Origin of the sequence: Enterobacter sp. WCHEn045836, assembly GCF_003965585.1 — a bacterium.
In the GTDB taxonomy this organism is placed as follows: domain Bacteria; phylum Pseudomonadota; class Gammaproteobacteria; order Enterobacterales; family Enterobacteriaceae; genus Enterobacter; species Enterobacter dissolvens.
Map to the genome: position 1 here is coordinate 119547 of NZ_RXPT01000013.1, position 16990 is coordinate 136536.

Annotated in this window: 17 protein-coding genes; 13 read left to right on the plus strand and 4 right to left on the minus strand. The window is 56.1% G+C overall.

The window, feature by feature from the left end; all coding sequences use genetic code 11:
• Window positions 1-15: 15 nt before the first annotated feature.
• The 3 genes from hslR to EKN38_RS17870 all read right to left on the minus strand — a co-directional run bounded on the left by hslR (window position 16) and on the right by EKN38_RS17870 (window position 3298).
• A complete protein-coding gene (gene hslR, locus EKN38_RS17860; protein WP_013099083.1) occupies window positions 16-417 on the minus strand; it encodes a ribosome-associated heat shock protein Hsp15 in 402 nt (133 codons plus the stop codon).
• Window positions 414-1097, minus strand: coding sequence for a GMP/IMP nucleotidase (gene yrfG / locus EKN38_RS17865; protein WP_014833554.1), 684 nt, complete (start codon window positions 1095-1097; stop codon window positions 414-416). Before yrfG ends, hslR begins: the two co-directional genes overlap by 4 nt.
• Window positions 1098-1159: 62 nt before the next feature.
• The gene (locus EKN38_RS17870) at window positions 1160-3298 is read right to left on the minus strand and encodes an intracellular growth attenuator family protein (RefSeq protein WP_014833553.1); all 2139 of its coding nucleotides are present in this window, start codon (window positions 3296-3298) and stop codon (window positions 1160-1162) included.
• A 326-nt stretch (window positions 3299-3624) separates the two neighbouring features.
• On the opposite strand from EKN38_RS17870, the gene nudE reads away from it, so the two are divergent.
• Complete coding sequence (nudE, locus tag EKN38_RS17880) at window positions 3625-4185, plus strand: ADP compounds hydrolase NudE (protein WP_014833552.1); 561 nt, start codon at window positions 3625-3627, stop codon at window positions 4183-4185.
• A gap of 88 nt (window positions 4186-4273) precedes the next feature.
• Here nudE and mrcA read toward each other — a convergent pair whose 3' ends face one another.
• Window positions 4274-6826, minus strand: coding sequence for a peptidoglycan glycosyltransferase/peptidoglycan DD-transpeptidase MrcA (gene mrcA, locus EKN38_RS17885; protein WP_014833551.1), 2553 nt, complete (start codon window positions 6824-6826; stop codon window positions 4274-4276).
• 120 nt (window positions 6827-6946) lie between these two features.
• On the opposite strand from mrcA, the gene EKN38_RS17890 reads away from it, so the two are divergent.
• From EKN38_RS17890 to trpS, 12 genes are all read left to right on the plus strand, one after another.
• Window positions 6947-7723, plus strand: a complete 777-nt coding sequence (locus tag EKN38_RS17890; protein ID WP_014833550.1) for a hypothetical protein — start codon at window positions 6947-6949, stop codon at window positions 7721-7723.
• Entirely contained in the window at window positions 7720-8208 is a 489-nt protein-coding gene (locus EKN38_RS17895) for a PilN domain-containing protein (RefSeq protein ID WP_014833549.1), read from the plus strand. Before EKN38_RS17890 ends, EKN38_RS17895 begins: the two co-directional genes overlap by 4 nt.
• 9 nt (window positions 8209-8217) lie before the next feature.
• Window positions 8218-8673, plus strand: a complete 456-nt coding sequence (locus EKN38_RS17900) for a hypothetical protein (protein ID WP_052314913.1) — start codon at window positions 8218-8220, stop codon at window positions 8671-8673.
• Window positions 8663-9055 carry a HofP DNA utilization family protein gene (locus EKN38_RS17905; RefSeq protein WP_014833547.1) on the plus strand — a complete coding sequence of 131 codons (393 nt, stop codon included), beginning with the start codon at window positions 8663-8665 and terminating at the stop codon, window positions 9053-9055. Before EKN38_RS17900 ends, EKN38_RS17905 begins: the two co-directional genes overlap by 11 nt.
• Entirely contained in the window at window positions 8970-10205 is a 1236-nt protein-coding gene (gene hofQ / locus EKN38_RS17910) for a DNA uptake porin HofQ (protein ID WP_043951704.1), read from the plus strand. Before EKN38_RS17905 ends, hofQ begins: the two co-directional genes overlap by 86 nt.
• Before the next feature lie 286 nt (window positions 10206-10491).
• Entirely contained in the window at window positions 10492-11013 is a 522-nt protein-coding gene (aroK, locus tag EKN38_RS17920) for a shikimate kinase AroK (protein ID WP_003861630.1), read from the plus strand.
• 57 nt (window positions 11014-11070) lie between these two features.
• Window positions 11071-12159, plus strand: a complete 1089-nt coding sequence (gene aroB, locus EKN38_RS17925) for a 3-dehydroquinate synthase (protein ID WP_014833545.1) — start codon at window positions 11071-11073, stop codon at window positions 12157-12159.
• 92 nt (window positions 12160-12251) lie between these two features.
• Window positions 12252-13559, plus strand: a complete 1308-nt coding sequence (gene damX / locus EKN38_RS17930; protein ID WP_014833544.1) for a cell division protein DamX — start codon at window positions 12252-12254, stop codon at window positions 13557-13559.
• 67 nt (window positions 13560-13626) lie between these two features.
• A complete protein-coding gene (gene dam, locus EKN38_RS17935) occupies window positions 13627-14439 on the plus strand; it encodes an adenine-specific DNA-methyltransferase (protein ID WP_013099069.1) in 813 nt (270 codons plus the stop codon).
• 41 nt (window positions 14440-14480) lie between these two features.
• Complete coding sequence (rpe, locus tag EKN38_RS17940; RefSeq protein ID WP_008503032.1) at window positions 14481-15158, plus strand: ribulose-phosphate 3-epimerase; 678 nt, start codon at window positions 14481-14483, stop codon at window positions 15156-15158.
• On the plus strand, window positions 15151-15912 hold the full coding sequence (gph, locus tag EKN38_RS17945; protein ID WP_014833543.1) for a phosphoglycolate phosphatase: 762 nt from the start codon (window positions 15151-15153) through the stop codon (window positions 15910-15912). Before rpe ends, gph begins: the two co-directional genes overlap by 8 nt.
• A complete protein-coding gene (gene trpS, locus EKN38_RS17950) occupies window positions 15905-16909 on the plus strand; it encodes a tryptophan--tRNA ligase (RefSeq protein WP_013099067.1) in 1005 nt (334 codons plus the stop codon). Before gph ends, trpS begins: the two co-directional genes overlap by 8 nt.
• The last annotated feature ends 81 nt before the right edge of the window (window positions 16910-16990 follow it).

Sequence of the window (16990 nt, forward strand, 5' to 3'; positions counted from 1 at the left end):
TCGTGCAGGTGAGGGTTACTCGGTCTCACCGTGTTTAAATTTCATCAGATCGCGGCGCTCTTTTTTATCCGGTCGCCGGTCCGGGTGGGGCATGGTCAGCGCATTCATTTTGCGCGCCAGCGCGGTCTTCTCGCGCTTTTCAATGCTCTCAGCCGTCTCTTCATAAAGCTGTACGGCTTCAGATGCGGGCCGTCGTTGTTCGGTAATGGCTTTAATCACCACCGTTCGTTCATCGTTGCCCTGACGCAGCGTTAAGGTGGCATTCAGTTCAACCAGCTTACTCGGCTTGCTACGCTGGCCGTTGTAATGCACCTTTCCGCCGTCGATCATCTCGCGGGCAAGGGCGCGCGTTTTATAAAAACGGGCTGCCCACAGCCATTTATCCAGTCTTACCCCATCAGAGGGTTTTTCTTTCATGGCATCTCCTTCACGGTCAGTGAGGGGATCATCTGACGATAGTCACCCAGCCCCGGATGCCGCAGATAGCTTTTGTCCGCCAGGCCGGAGTCAGGATTGGTCACGCCCAGGCAGTAGCGAATGCCAAACGCCGCGGCGGAATCCAGAATGGGCTCGCTGTCATCAATGAACAGCGTGCGTTCCGGCTGTAAACCGGTCTCTTCCTTCACCGCATGCCACAACCGCTGATCCTCTTTCGGATAACCAAATGTGTGGGTGGAAAGTAATAAATCAAGGTGTGACGCAAGACCCGTATGTTCCAGCTTCACGGCCAGATTATGCGGATGGGCGTTGGTCAGCAAAATACGGCGCTTGCCGCTTGCTTTCAGCGCATCCAGGAAGGGCACGGTGTCCTCACGCAGTACGGCGCGCGGGCCCTGGGCGGTGGTCATGGCACAAATATCCAAACCGAGTCGTTCGCTCCAGTAGTCCAGACAGTACCAGTTTAGCGTATGTTGCACCGCGCTATATTGCGAACGAATGAATTCCTGCGCTTCTGCCGGGGAGATACCCTGCTGTTCGCCATAGGTTTCCGGGACCAGCTTTTGCCAGAAGTAATTATCGAAGGCGAGATCGAGCAGCGTGCCGTCCATATCCAGCAGGACGGTATCAACCTCCTGCCAGGCGATATCAAGATGCATAGGGGAACTCCAGCCAGAAGAAACGTGCGCGACAGGGTAGCACAACTTGTCGCGCAGGGATGTTATCCGATCAGGCTCTCAGAGGAGGGGACCAGCTTAGGATTGAGGCAATTTTCGTAGTATTGCTGGATCTCGGCAAGCCGGGTGCGTGAACGCTGGTAGCGACGCAGGGCCATGAAACCATTCCAGAAAATGGATGCCAGCATCGCAAACATCAGCAACGATGTACCGATGTAACGCCATAACCCCGCGCTGTCCGGCATCCGGTGCAGGCCGATATGGCGCGTGCCGTTGGCGTCGGTAAAGATACTGGTCACAATCCCTTCGGCGCTGAACGGGGTCTGCATCAGCATCTGCGCCAGACGCTGGAACTGCCCCCATTGCTCCTGTGCCGGGTAGTCATACAGCGCGGTCTGCGGGTAAGGCTGATCGACCAGGTCGCTCCCTTCATCGCTGACAATCACAAAGCCGCCAGGCGCCGGACTATTCAGCGCCTGGGCCGCACGGGTGGTTTCACGCATCACAAACGGCGCGGTAGAGGTGGCCACCAGGTTATCCAGCGATTCGGCGCTGACCGGACGCAGCAGTACATTTACGCCGTCCAGTCGACCTGCTTCGGCGCGCTTCACCAGCGAGTCCCAGTCCTTGCTGTTACCCAGGTTGACGAGCGCGTTTTTAAGACGAACACATTCGTCCTGCGCGGAACATAAATCCTGCGTTTTCAGCACGATTTCGCCAAAGTCATCCAGCAGTACCATTCCGGATTTCTGAATGGCAGAACGCAGGGCAGGGCTGACGCGTGAATCATCATCGGTTTTCGGGTGCAGCTGGCGGTTAAGCGTCTGGGTAAGCGCGGTGGCTTTATTGACGACATCCGACTCCGGTAGCGGTAGCGGCGGTGCATCGTTCCAGACGATTTGCGAGCAATCGAACGGCATGAACGGTGAGTTCTGACGGGTATTCCAGGCTCCCGGTGTGTGGATGTTACACATCCCGGTTCCCTTCAGACGGAGCGTATCCCCCACCCGTACGCCGGCTTCATCCAGTTGCTTAACGCTGGTGGCTTCAACGGTTTGCGCCCCTTTGATCCACGACAGGGTGAATTTGATGGGCATATCCAGCGGCACGAACAGCAGCAACAGGGCAAAGACCAGCGCTGCGCCCCCGGCGATAACCGTGCTGCGTAGCCAGTGCTGAAGCGGGAAGTTCTTCACTTCATCGTGCAGGGACAGGTAGCGTCCCTGACGTACAACGTGGCGGTCAAGATAGATATCAATATCGGTTTTATGCCCTAAATCCTGGGCGATCCACGGCTGCCAGTGGCGCGGATAGATCAGGTCGATAATCCCGAGGGAGATGTTGTTGATATGTTCCTGATCGTTCTCACCAAACAGGCCCCAGCGTTTTGGCGTACCGCGCAGGCAGTGAATTTCACGCAAAGAGGTTTTGGCAGGAGGCGCAAACAGCCCCCACAGCCCGGCGGCCAACAGCAGCACTGCACCGCCAGCAAGCCAGGGGACAAAGACATCCGGCGTCAGCAGGCAGAAGAAAAAGAGCAGGAAGGCGGCCACAATCAGGACCGCCTCGCGAATGCCATCCGGGCGACTCAGGGCGTGCTCTTCATGCGTCTCCTGACGAATGTTCAGCAGTTCAATTTGCTCGGTCTCTTCGCCACGGATGGAAGCCTGCTTTGAACTCGCGCGTTCCAGAGCAAAGCGCGGCGCTTCCTGAAGGTATTCGCCCAGAGTATGGCCGTTTAGCGAGATAACCAGCGGCAGCGAATCGGTATGGATCAGCTCGACGCTGTTTTCATCGTTAATGTACTGTTCCCAGGACGGAGGCAGATGCACTTCGACGGAATCCAGATAGTAACGCCACTTATTGGGATCGTCAGTGGTGATGCCATAGCGGGTAATGGAGCGCGTCACGCAGAGCACCGTGTCGCTTTGCGCGTTCAGATTGAGGATTACCGGCGCAGCAGTGGCCCCCGTTGGCCCAGGCGTTAACTGGGAACGGTTGAGGGTCTCAAGGTAGTTTTCAACGGCATCACGCTCTTCTTGCGTGAGTTTACGCGTTGTGGCGCCAGCAAAGGCATTTAAAAAGGGCAGCCGAAAACGCCGCTGTACGCGACGCCTGTATAACCACCCTGCAACCAACGCGCCGGCCAGCATAGCAGCGAGAACGATCAAAATGGTGCTCATGCTTTCCCCATCTTACTTTATCTTCTTACAGGTGTAGTCAGTAGCACCTTTAACAATGAATGAGAGTCTGTGGTTGGCTATCGGCAAGCATGGAGTCGAACTTGAGCATTCTGCAGCGCATCCCAGTGACCGATGATGATAGCAAAGCCTGTGATGGCGCGATATCAGCAAATTCCTGGAAACATTTCAACCTCTTGACATTTGTTTTGAATTGAGGATTGATTCCTGTCAGGTTGCACAAATGTAAATAAAGAACAATTGACATTGCCGAAACCGTGCGGCGTATCGCACAATAAAGTCAGTTCACACTGCAAAGACCCATCAAGATGAGCAAACCACTACAAAAACCCACCATTCTCAATGTTGAAACTGTCGCGAAATCGCGGCTGTTTAATGTCGAAAGTGTGGACCTGGAGTTCAGCAACGGTGTGCGTCGCGTTTATGAGCGTATGCGCCCCTCGTCGCGCGAAGCGGTGATGATTATCCCCATCGTCGACGACCATCTGATTTTGATCCGCGAATATGCAGTGGGCACGGAATCTTATGAACTGGGTTTCTCGAAAGGCCTTATCGACCCGGGTGAAACGGTCTTTGAAGCGGCAAACCGCGAGCTGAAAGAAGAGGTCGGTTTTGGCGCGAATGAGCTGTCGTTCCTGAAAAAACTGAGCATGGCTCCCTCCTATTTTTCCAGCAAAATGAACATTGTGGTGGCTGAAGATCTCTATCCTGAATCACTGGAAGGGGACGAGCCGGAGCCGCTGCCACAGGTTCGCTGGCCGCTGGCGCACCTGATGGATTTGCTGGAAGATCCTGACTTCAACGAGGCGCGTAACGTGAGCGCGCTGTTCCTGGTACGGGAATGGCTGAAGGGGCAGGGGCGACTGTAGTGGCCTGATGCCCTCACCCCAACCCTCTCACACGGGAGAGGGAGCAAACACAAAAACGGCAACCCGAGGTTGCCGTTTTGCTTTTTTGTCAGAACAGCTCGTGCGTCTCGCCGTTATCAATAATCTCTGTACCCACCTCATGTACCGCCTGCGTGGTAGGCTGCGTACCTTCGATGAAATACTCCTCACGACTATTGCCACCGTTAGCTAACTGTCCGGTGCTGCGGTCGATATTGACCGTGACCACACCTGGAGGCGGCGTCAGTGGTTGTTCCGGCACGCCCTCAAGAACGGATTTCATATAGGCATCCCAGGCCGGTTGCGCACTCTTCGCCCCGCCTTCGTAGCCGGAAATCTGATCTTTAATCGCGCCAGACGCCGTGGTGCGGCCTAAATCGCGGCGGTGATCGTCAAAGCCGATCCAGACCGAAGTCACCACGCCCGGACCGTAGCCGGAGAACCAGGCATCTTTCGAGCTGTTGGTGGTCCCGGTTTTACCGCCGATGTCATGGCGCTGTAAATCACGCCCTGCACGCCAGCCGGTACCCTGCCAGCCCGGTTCACCGAAGATGTTGGTGTTCAGTGCGCTCTTAATCAGGAAAGAGAGCGGGGTGTTGATCACATGCGGGGCATATTCCTGCGCACCGGTCTGTGCGACCAGCGCCTGGTTTGCCTGTTCCAGCTGTGGCTGTGGCACCACACCGTTCTGCTGCTCCTGCGACACGGCAACGTCTTCCATGTCCTTGTTCTCAAGCACCTCAGATTTCGGCGTATTGCCGTAAATTACCGGAATATCGCACTCCGCGCAGGCGATTTTAGGCTTCGCTTCGAACAGCACACCGCCCTGGTCATTCTCGATTTTACTGATGAAGTACGGGTCAATCAGGAAGCCGCCGTTAGCCATGACCGAATACCCACGCGCCACCTGCAGCGGCGTGAACGAAGCCGAGCCTAACGCCAGCGATTCGGTACGCACGATATTCTGTGCCGGGAAGCCAAAGCGTTGCAGATACTCTGCCGCGTAGTCGACGCCCATGGCACGCATCGCACGCACCATCACCACGTTTTTCGACTGTCCCAGACCCTGACGAAGACGAATAGGGCCAGCATATTCCGCAGGGGAGTTCTTCGGCTGCCAGTCGGAACCGGCACCGGCATCCCAGCGAGAGATCGGCACGTCGTTGAGGATACTGGCAAGGGTCAGCCCTTTATCCATCGCCGCCGTGTAGAGGAACGGTTTGATATTAGAGCCGACCTGACGCAGCGCCTGAGTGGCGCGGTTAAATTTGCTCTGGTTGAAATCAAACCCACCGACCAGCGCCAGCACGGCACCGTTTTGCGGGTTAATGGAGACCAGCGCGGAGTTCACGTCTGGCACCTGCGCCAGCCACCAGGCATCGCCCACCTGACGCACCCAGATTTGCTGTCCGGTCTGTACTACATCGGTCACCTTGCGTGGTGTTGGCCCTTGCAGGGTGTCAGAGCGATACGGACGCGCCCAGCGGATACCCTCCATGCGCAGGGAGACTGATGTGCCGTCTGCCAGTGTCGCAATGGCTTCCTGAGGGTCGGCTTGCGTGACCACTGCAGGCAGCAACGGGCCATAGGTTGGCAGCGCTTTCAGCGTACTGGTGATTTTTTTACTGTCCCAGGCGCTTTCACCCACCTTCCAGAGTACGTTGGATGGGCCGCGATAGCCGTGGCGCATATCGTAGTCCATCACGTTATTTCTCACCGCTTCCTGTGCCGCCTGCTGCACTTTGCGGGTGACCGTGGTGTACACGCGATAACCATCTTCATAGGCCTTATCGCCATACCGGCTGACCATTTCCTGGCGCACCATTTCGGTCAGATACGGGGCAGAGAAGGCGATCTCCGGCGCATGGTAGTTGGCGTCGATGACATCGTTGCGTGCCTGCTCATATTCACTCTGACTGATGTAGCCTTCGCTCAGCATACGTGACAGGACGACATTGCGACGTGCGGTGGCGCGATCGAGTGAGTAGAGCGGGTTAAACGTGGACGGGGCTTTAGGCAGGCCAGCAATGGTCGCCATTTCGCTTAAGGTCAGCTGCTCCACGGGTTTACCGAAGTACACCTGAGCCGCGGCACCCACGCCATAGGCGCGATAACCGAGATAGATCTTGTTGAGGTAAAGCTCAAGGATTTCGTCTTTACTCAGCAACTGCTCAATGCGGATCGCGAGGAACACCTCTTTTATCTTACGTGTCAGCGTCTTTTCTGGGCTGAGGAAGAAGTTACGTGCCAGCTGCTGCGTGATGGTACTTGCCCCCTGAGAGGCATGCCCGGAGAACATCGCGACGCTTGCGGCGCGGAAAATCCCCACCGGATCAACACCGTGGTGCTCGTAAAAACGGCTGTCCTCAGTGGCGATGAAGGCCTTCACCATCACCGGGGGAATTTGATTTAAGGTCAGCGGGATACGGCGCTTTTCGCCGTACTGCGCCATCAGCTCGCCGTCGGCGCTGTAGACCTGCATTGGGATCTGGAGTCGCACATCACGAAGCGTAGCGACATCAGGTAGCTGCGGCTCAATATATTTGTACAAACCATAAATCGAGCCTGCTCCCAGCAGAATGCAACACACTGCAAGGATTAATAAATACTTTACGAACTTCACCGGAGATTTCCCATCTGGTTTCACTTGGGCAGTTTCTAAACAATCGCGCGGTAGTATAAAGGCAAGCCTGATTCATTGATATAGCCGTCACGGCGACGGGCGATAAGGAGATCGTGAAGCATGGCTTTCAAAACATGGCAAACGGGCGTTCATATTCAACAAGATAGGGTGCTGATTGTCGCGCTGGTTCGCGAGCGTCTCAGCTGGTGTCTGCGCCGCTGGTGGGCGATACCGCTGACGGAAGGCATCATCCTCGACGGGAAAATTTGTCAGCCAGAACAACTGGTTGACGCATTACGCGACTGGCGGCGTACATTGCCGCATCAGCACCGGGTGTTCCTCTCATTTCCGGCCGCGCGTACCCTGCAACGATCGCTGCCCCGCCCGGCTATCGCCCTTTGCGACAGCGAACAGCTCTCCTGGCTGGGGGCTACGCTCTCGCGTGAACTGGAGATGTCCCCTGACGCGCTGTGCTTCGATTACGCACAGGACACGTTCAGCAACACATTTCATGTCACCGCAGCGCAAAACAAAGAGGTTGAAACACTTCTGACGCTCGCGAAAACGCTGCATTTACGTTTGGTGACGATTACCCCGGATGCCAGCGCGCTGGCAAACCTTCTTCCTGCGGTGGCGCCGGCGCAGTGTGTCGCGTGGCGAGACGAGCATCAGTGGTTGTGGGCAATGCGCCACCAGTGGGGGCGCCGCTTTGCTACCGAGGCCAAAAGCGTGGCTGAACTGGCGGCACTGTTGGCCCTCGCGCCGGACGATATCGTGCTGTTTGATAGCCAGCGCGATCCGTGGGAGACCCTCTCTCGCACTCAGCCCCCGCTGCCGGAATGCGGTGCCGATTATACCGTCGCGCTGGCGCTGGCCATGAGCGAGGTGCCTGAATGAGCATGACCAATCTTCTTCCGTGGCGACAGCAACGACGCGCGCGCCGCCTGCGATTCTGGGGAGGGCTGTCTGCAGCCGCGTCTGTTCTGACGCTGATAACGGTTTTCAGCCTGAGAATGCACGCCAACCTGAAACAGCACGCCCTGCAGGCTGAACTGGCGGGCATGCAGACCGTGCAGCGCGTGCTGTCTTCACGTCTGCCTCTTGCCACACCGGCGCCCACGCGCCAGCCCCGGCGTAGGGCGTGGCAGCCGGTGCTGACGTCTCTTTCCGATGCCATTCCGGCGCAGGCCTGGTTCACGGAGCTTCGTTATCAACACCCTTCTGTGACAATCAGCGGCTATGCCTCAGCACTGCCCGCCCTGTCGGCAATGGGTGATGTTCTCCGGCACATAGCGGGGTTTACCTCCGGGCCAGCAGGAGAGATACGGCAGGATGGTCACGGGCGCTGGATGTTCACTTTTCAGCTCACAGACCAGGGGTAACGCGTGAACATGATACTGGAACGCTGGTGTGAGAGCCGTCGCCGGTACCGGGTCCTGTGCGGTGGGCTGGGCGTTGCCTTTCTGTGGGGGACCGCATGGGGCGTATTCCTGAGGCCGCTTAATTCACAGCTTGCTGCACTTCAGATGCAAATGGCCGACGCCGTACAGCGCCATGCGGCGCTGTGGCGTGTCGCCAGCAACGGGCCTCGCCGGACACCAGAGTCTGACGTACGCACGGTGGTGCGCTTTTCCCCGCTGGACTTTCAGGCTGATGGCGCAACGCTGGTGCACTGGAAACCCCTTCCGGGCGGTGGGGAGCTGGCGCTGGATGCCGACTGGCCGGCAATCCTGACGGTATTCACCCGGCTGGCGCAGCAAGATGTCCGGATTGCCGCCTTTACGCTTGCGCCCCAGGGCGCGGCGTTACGTCTGCGAGTGCAGCTGGAGCAAGACCATGCGAAATAGCCTGCGCTACCTGCTGGTTTGCTCAGTGCTGTTACTCACCGGGATGCGCGATCCGTTTCATCCGCCCGACGATCCCTGTGCCGTTGGCGAGCTGACGCAGTGGCACTATCGCGGCATGGTCGGCGGGGTTGGCCTGTTGCAGGACGGGAAACAGCGCTGGTATCGCCTGCACTTAGAGGAACGTTTACCGGCGGGCTGGCGGATCAGCGCAATGAATGAGACGCAACTCGTCGTAGATGTTGGTGAAACCTGTGAGCCAACGCAATGGTCGTGGCAACGAGAAGGAACGAAGAAAAATGAATTTAAGGATAACGCTGCTGTTACTAACGATCGTCACTCCGCTGGCCGCCGCACCGAAACCGGTCACGCTGGTGGTGGATGATGTTCCTGTGGTCCAGGTTCTGCAGGCGCTGGTTGCTCAGGCGAACCGTAATCTGGTGGTGTCACCCGACGTGAGCGGCACGCTGTCGCTCAATCTGACACATGTTCCGTGGCGACAGGCGCTGCAGACGGTTATCACCAGTGCAGGGCTCGTGCTGCATGAAGAGGGTGGCATTTTTTATGTCCATACGGCGGCCTGGCAGCGCGAACAGCAGGAGCGTAAAGCGCAGGCTCGGGCCCGCCGTGAACTGGATGCTCCGCTGCTCTCGCAGAGCATAGCGTTTTCTTACGCCGATGCTGGGGAACTGCAAAAAACTGCGGAAAAACTGCTCAGTCCGAAGGGCAGTTTATCGCTCGATAAGCGCACCAACCGCCTGCTGGTCCGGGATAATAAGGCCGTACTGGAGACGCTACAGCACTGGGCAACACAGATGGATATTCCCGTCGAGCAGGTCGAACTGGCGGCGCATATCGTGACCATCAATGAAAAAAGCCTGCGGGAGTTGGGCGTGAAATGGAGCCTCGCCGAGGCCACGGAGACGGGCAAGGTGGGGCAGGTGACTGCCCTTGGCAGCGATCTGTCCGTTGCCAGCGCCACTACCCACGTGGGGTTTAATATCGGGCGGATTAACGGCAGGCTGCTGGATCTGGAGTTGTCGGCGCTGGAGCAAAAACAGCAGGTCGACATCATCGCCAGCCCGCGATTGCTGGCCTCACATATGCAACCGGCCAGTATCAAACAGGGCAGCGAAATCCCTTATCAGGTCTCCAGCGGTGAGAGTGGGGCAACCTCTGTGGAGTTCAAAGAGGCGGTATTAGGCATGGAGGTCACGCCGGTGGTGCTACCGGGCGGTCGCGTGCGCCTGAAATTACACATCAGCGAAAATATGCCGGGGCAGGTGTTGCAACAGGCCGATGGCGAAACGCTGGCTATCGACAAACAGGAGATAGAAACCCAGGTGGAGGTAAAAAGTGGAGAAACGCTGGCGCTGGGCGGGATTTTCTCGCAAAAGAATAAAACCGGGAGTGATAGCGTACCCGGGCTCGGTAAAATCCCCTGGCTTGGGCAGCTTTTTCGCCATGATGGAAAAGACAACGAACGGCGTGAGTTAGTGGTGTTTATTACGCCACGTCTGGTGGCTATTCGCTGACGGGTAACGATCCCCGCAATGATTTTGCATTCAGTTTGTTGCAGATGTTTGACGTGGGGCATGAATTAGCATACAAGGAGTACCGATTTGAGTTGGACTGACGTCTTGTTGTCTTATGCGTCTGGCGCGGCGATTTAATCAGTTGCCAAACAAGCCGGAGTATTGAGATAATTTTTAGTCTGACTCTCGCTCTATTGCATATGAGGTTTCAGTTCATGTCCTGCTACGCCGGGTGTCTGCGAAGCGGGGATTACCATTAACGAATAGTCTTAGTAGTACCGAAAAAATGGCAGAGAAACGCAATATCTTTCTGGTTGGGCCTATGGGTGCCGGCAAAAGCACTATTGGGCGTCAGTTAGCTCAACAACTCAATATGGAATTTTACGATTCTGATCAAGAGATTGAGAAACGAACCGGAGCTGATGTGGGCTGGGTCTTCGATGTAGAAGGCGAAGAAGGTTTCCGTGACCGAGAAGAAAAAGTGATCAACGAACTCACGGAAAAACAGGGCATCGTGCTGGCGACCGGCGGCGGTTCTGTAAAATCTCGCGAAACCCGCAACCGTCTCTCCGCCCGTGGCGTAGTGGTCTATCTTGAGACGACCATCGAAAAACAGCTGGCACGTACGCAGCGCGATAAAAAGCGCCCGCTGCTGCAGGTTGAAACGCCACCACGGGAAGTTCTGGAAGCGTTGGCCGATGAACGCAATCCTCTGTACGAAGAGATTGCTGATGTGACCATTCGTACTGATGATCAGAGCGCTAAAGTGGTTGCAAACCAGATTATTCATATGCTGGAAAGCAACTGATTCTGGCTTTATATACACTCGCCTGCGGGTAAAAGCATTAAAGGTGGATGTCGCGTCATGGAGAGGATTACAGTTACTCTCGGGGAACGTAGTTACCCTATCACCATCGCGGCTGGTTTGTTTAACGACCCAGCTTCCTTTTTACCACTGAAAGCGGGTGATCAGGCGATGCTGGTCACCAATGAGACGCTGGCTCCGCTTTATCTTGACCGCGTTCGCCACCTGCTTGAGCAGGCCGGCGTGAAGGTCGACAGTGTGATTCTGCCCGATGGCGAGCAGTATAAAAGCCTGACGGTACTGGATACCGTCTTTACCGCATTACTGCAAAAACCGCACGGTCGCGATACGACACTGCTTGCCCTGGGCGGCGGTGTTGTGGGCGATCTGACGGGGTTTGCGGCGGCAAGTTATCAACGTGGCGTCCGTTTTATTCAGATTCCAACCACGTTACTGTCTCAGGTCGACTCTTCCGTTGGCGGCAAAACTGCAGTCAACCATCCGCTCGGCAAAAACATGATTGGCGCGTTCTACCAGCCCGCTTCGGTGGTGGTGGATCTCGACTGTCTGAAAACCCTGCCACCACGCGAACTGGCTTCTGGCCTGGCTGAAGTGATCAAATACGGCATTATTCTTGATGGCGAGTTCTTTAACTGGCTGGAAGAGAATATGGATGCGTTGGTGCGCCTGGATGAGGCTAAACTGGCATACTGCATTCGCCGTTGTTGTGAGCTGAAAGCAGAAGTTGTTGCAGCAGACGAGCGTGAAACGGGCTTACGTGCTTTACTGAATCTTGGGCATACGTTTGGCCACGCGATTGAAGCCGAAATGGGTTACGGAAACTGGCTCCACGGTGAAGCTGTCGCGGCTGGTATGGTGATGGCTGCCCGCACCTCCGAACGTCTGGGTCAGTTCAAACCAGAAGAGACGGCGCGTATCATCGCACTGCTGGAACGTGCAGGCTTGCCGGTAACCGGGCCGCAGGAGATGTCGGCGCAAGCGTATTTACCCCACATGATGCGCGATAAAAAAGTATTGGCAGGTGAGATGCGTCTTGTACTCCCGCTTGCAATAGGGAAGAGTGAAGTGCGCGGCGGAGTGCCGCACGATGTCGTTCTTGGCGCTATCGCTGATTGTCAGCAGGCGTAACAACTAGAAAGGTCAGGCCACTGGTACCGGTGGTCGTTTAGCTTCAGGCGAAATGCAAAGTCGTTGGCATAAGCCTTTGAGTGGGGTGTTAAATGGATGAATTCAAACCAGAAGACGAGCTGAAACCCGATCCCAGCGATCGTCGTACTGGTCGTTCTCGTCAATCTTCAGAACGTGATAACGAGCCGCAGATCAACTTTGACGATGTTGATCTGGATGCAGACGATCGTCGCCCTTCACGTAGCCGTAATGCGCGTGATGAGCGAGAAGAAGAGGATTATGAGTCCGAAGAAGATTCAATGGACGAACAGCCAGTAGAGCGTCGCCCGCGTAAACGTAAAAAAGCGGCCGCGCAGAAACCGGCCTCCCGCCAGTACATCATGATGGGACTCGGCGTTCTGGTGCTTGTGCTGCTGATTGTCGGCATTGGCTCCGCGCTGAAAGCACCTTCAACGAATTCTGGCGAGCAAACGGCTTCCGCTGAGAAGAGCATCAACCTCTCCGGTAACGATGCGACAGACCAGGCAAATGGCGCACAGCCAGCGCCGGGTACGACCTCCGCAGAGCAGACCGCCAGTAACACAACGACGCCGCAGGATGTTTCCCTGCCGCCAGTTTCTTCCACGCCTGCTCAGAATCAGGCACCTGTCACGCCAGAAGGCCAGCAGCGTGTAGAGGTTCAGGGCGATCTGAACAACGCGCTGATGCAGCCGCAAAACCAGCAGCAGGTGGATAACGTGGTGGTTAACTCTACGCTGCCAACTGAACCTGCAACCGTTGCGCCTGTTCGCGGTGGCAACGCTCAGCCACAAACCGCGGCAACGGAAACCAAACCGCGTCAGACCCAGACCCAGACGGCACCACGTCAGGAACGTAAGCAGGCGGTCATTGAACCTAAGCGTGAGACCAAACCTCAGGCCGTGGTAAAAGCGCCTGAAGTCAAAGCTGCACCGGCGCAGCCGAAACGCACTGAAACCGCTGCGGCAAGCGAGCCCGCAAAAGCGCCAGTGACGCAGACTGCACCGAAGGCCACGGCGACCACCACGGCGCCTGCGGCGACAACGGCTCCAGCTGCAACCGCCACAGCACCGGCTACCACAGCGGGTAAAACGACGGGTAATGTCGGTTCACTGAAATCTGCACCGTCCAGTAATTACACGCTGCAACTGAGCAGTTCGTCTAACTATGACAACCTCAACGGTTGGGCGAAGAAATCGAATCTGAAAAACTACGTAGTTTATCAGACGACCCGTAACGGACAGCCGTGGTATGTGCTGGTGAGCGGTGTGTATGCTTCCAAAGATGAAGCGAAACGTGCCGTGGCGACACTGCCAGCAGACGTTCAGGCGAAAAACCCGTGGGCGAAGCCCATTCATCAGGTTCAGGCCGATCTTAAGTAATGTTTAAAGCGCAGGATGCTGTCGGAGCTTTCTCCACAGCCGGAGAAGGTGTAATCAGTTAGTCAGCATGAAAAAAAATCGCGCTTTTCTGAAATGGGCAGGGGGGAAATACCCCCTGCTCGATGATATTAAAAAGCACCTGCCAAAAGGCGAGTGTCTTATCGAGCCCTTTGTGGGCGCAGGATCGGTGTTCCTGAACACCGATTTTTCTCGTTATATCCTGGCGGATATCAACAGCGATCTCATCAGCCTCTATAACATCGTCAAACTGCGTACCGATGAGTATGTGGAAGAGGCGCGCAAGCTGTTTACGCCCGAGAACAATCACCCGGATGTTTACTACCAGCTGCGCACTGAGTTTAACCAGAGCCAGGATCCGTTCCGCCGGGCACTGTTGTTCCTCTATCTCAACCGCCATGGCTACAACGGCCTGTGCCGGTATAATCTGCGTGGGGAATTTAACGTGCCGTTTGGCCGCTATAAGCGCCCCTATTTCCCGCAGGACGAGCTGTATCACTTTGCTGAAAAAGCGCAGAATGCCGAATTCCACTGTCTCTCATATGAAGAGTGTATGGAGCTGGCGGGCGTAGACTCGGTGGTTTACTGCGATCCGCCGTACGCCCCGCTGTCGGCGACGGCGAATTTTACCGCCTATCACACCAACAGCTTCAGCCCGGCCGAGCAGGCCCGTCTGGCGGAGATGGCGGAAAAGCTGGTCAGCAAAAGAATTCCGGTGTTAATTTCGAATCACGATACCCCTGATACGCGCGAATGGTACAAAGCCGCGAAGCATTTTCAGGTCAAAGTGCGGCGTAGCATTAGCAGCAACGGCGGCACACGTAAAAAGGTGGACGAACTCCTGGCTCTTTATCGCCCCTGAGCCGTTTTGCCCGCCGGTAAACACATTTCAAGGAGATGCGGATGAAACAGTTTTTGATTGCTCCCTCAATTCTGTCGGCCGATTTTGCCCGCCTGGGCGAAGACACTGCTAACGCGCTCGCCGCGGGTGCGGATGTCGTCCATTTCGACGTTATGGATAACCACTACGTTCCCAATCTGACCATCGGCCCGATGGTGCTTAAGGCGCTGCGTAACTACGGTATTACCGCGCCCATTGACGTCCATCTGATGGTGAAACCGGTTGACCGCATCGTGCCTGATTTTGCCGCGGCGGGCGCCAGTATCATCACCTTCCATCCGGAAGCGTCGGAACACGTTGACCGCACGCTCCAGCTGATCAAAGAGAACGGCTGTAAAGCGGGTCTGGTCTTTAACCCGGCAACGCCCCTGAGCTATCTCGACTATGTGATGGATAAGCTGGACGTTATTTTGCTGATGTCCGTTAACCCGGGCTTTGGCGGACAGTCTTTCATCCCTCACACCCTGGATAAACTGCGTGAAGTGCGCCGTCGTATTGATGAGTCAGGCTACGACATTCGTCTGGAAGTGGATGGCGGCGTGAAGGTGAATAACATTGGCGAAATTGCGGCTGCGGGCGCGGATATGTTTGTTGCAGGTTCGGCAATTTTCGACCAACCGGATTACAAAAAAGTTATAGATGAAATGCGCCGCGAACTGGCGAAGGTAAGTCATGGATAAATTGCAGGCAACCCGGGGTATTGCATTTGACCTCGATGGCACGCTGGTTGACAGCGCGCCGGGCTTAACGAGCGCCGTCGACCAGGCGCTGTACGCCCTTGAACTGCCCGTCGCGGGCGAAGATCGCGTCGTGACGTGGATTGGTAATGGCGCAGATGTCCTGATGGAGCGCGCCCTGACGTGGGCTCGCCAGGAGCGTGCGTCACAACGTTCCGCACAGGGTAAACCGAGCGTTGATCACGCGGATATCCCGCAGGAAGAACAGCTGCGTATTCTACGCAAACTGTTTGACCGTTTCTACGAAGAAACCGTTGAAGAAGGCAGCTTCCTGTTCCCGGATGTCGCGGAAACGCTGAGCGCGCTGCATGCGAAAGGCATTCCGCTGGGGCTGGTTACTAACAAGCCGACGCCGTTCGTTGCGCCATTGCTGGAGGCGCTGGATATCGCGAAATACTTCACCGTGATAGTGGGTGGTGATGACGTACAGAATAAAAAGCCGCACCCGGAACCGCTGTTGCTGGTGGCAGGAAAATTATCCTTAACACCTGCGGAGCTGCTCTTTGTCGGTGATTCACGCAATGATATTCTGGCTGCCAGAGCGGCGGGTTGTCCCTCCGTGGGGTTAACTTATGGCTACAACTACGGTGAGGCCATTACCCTGAGTGAGCCGGACGTCGTGTTCGATCGCTTCAAAGATTTGTTGCCCGCACTCGGGCTTTCATACAGTGAACATCAGGAATTGAAAAATGACTAAGCCCATCGTTTTTAGTGGCGCCCAGCCGTCAGGTGAATTGACCATTGGTAACTACATGGGTGCGTTACGTCAGTGGGTTAGCATGCAGGATGACTACCATTGCATTTACTGCATCGTGGATCTGCATGCTATTACCGCCCGTCAGGATCCTGAGAAGCTGCGTAAAGCCACGCTGGACACTCTGGCGCTGTATCTGGCATGTGGGATCGATCCTGAAAAGAGCACCATCTTCGTTCAGTCCCATGTGCCGGAGCACGCGCAGCTTGGCTGGGCGCTGAACTGCTACACCTACTTTGGTGAACTGAGCCGCATGACGCAGTTCAAGGACAAATCCGCGCGCTACTCTGAAAACATCAACGCCGGTCTGTTTGACTATCCGGTGCTGATGGCGGCTGACATTCTGCTGTATCAGACTAACCAGGTGCCGGTGGGTGAAGACCAGAAGCAACATCTTGAACTGAGCCGCGATATCGCCCAGCGCTTTAACGCGCTTTATGGCGAAGTGTTCAAAGTGCCAGAGCCATTTATTCCGAAATCCGGTGCGCGTGTGATGTCGCTACTGGAGCCGACCAAAAAGATGTCCAAGTCTGACGATAACCGCAACAACGTTATCGGCCTGCTGGAAGATCCGAAATCGGTGGTTAAAAAGCTCAAGCGTGCCGTGACCGACTCCGACGAGCCGCCTGTTGTGCGCTACGATGTGCAGAACAAAGCGGGGGTTTCCAACCTGCTGGATATCCTCTCCGGTGTGACCGGCCAGAGCATTCCTGAGCTGGAACAGCACTTTGAAGGCAAGATGTACGGCCACCTGAAAGGCGAAGTGGCGGATGCCGTTTCCGGTATGCTGACCGAGCTGCAGGAGCGTTATCACCGCTACCGTAACGATGAAGCCTTCCTGCAGAAGGTGATGAAAGAGGGCGCTGAAAAAGCCAGCGCGCGCGCGTCAGAAACCCTGAAGGCGGTGTACGAAGCAATTGGGTTTGTGGGTAAGCCGTAGGTAAAAGCAAAACGGTAACGGCGTTACCGTTTTTAGGATTTGTACCCTCTCCCTGTGGGAGAGGGCCAGGGTGAGGGCATC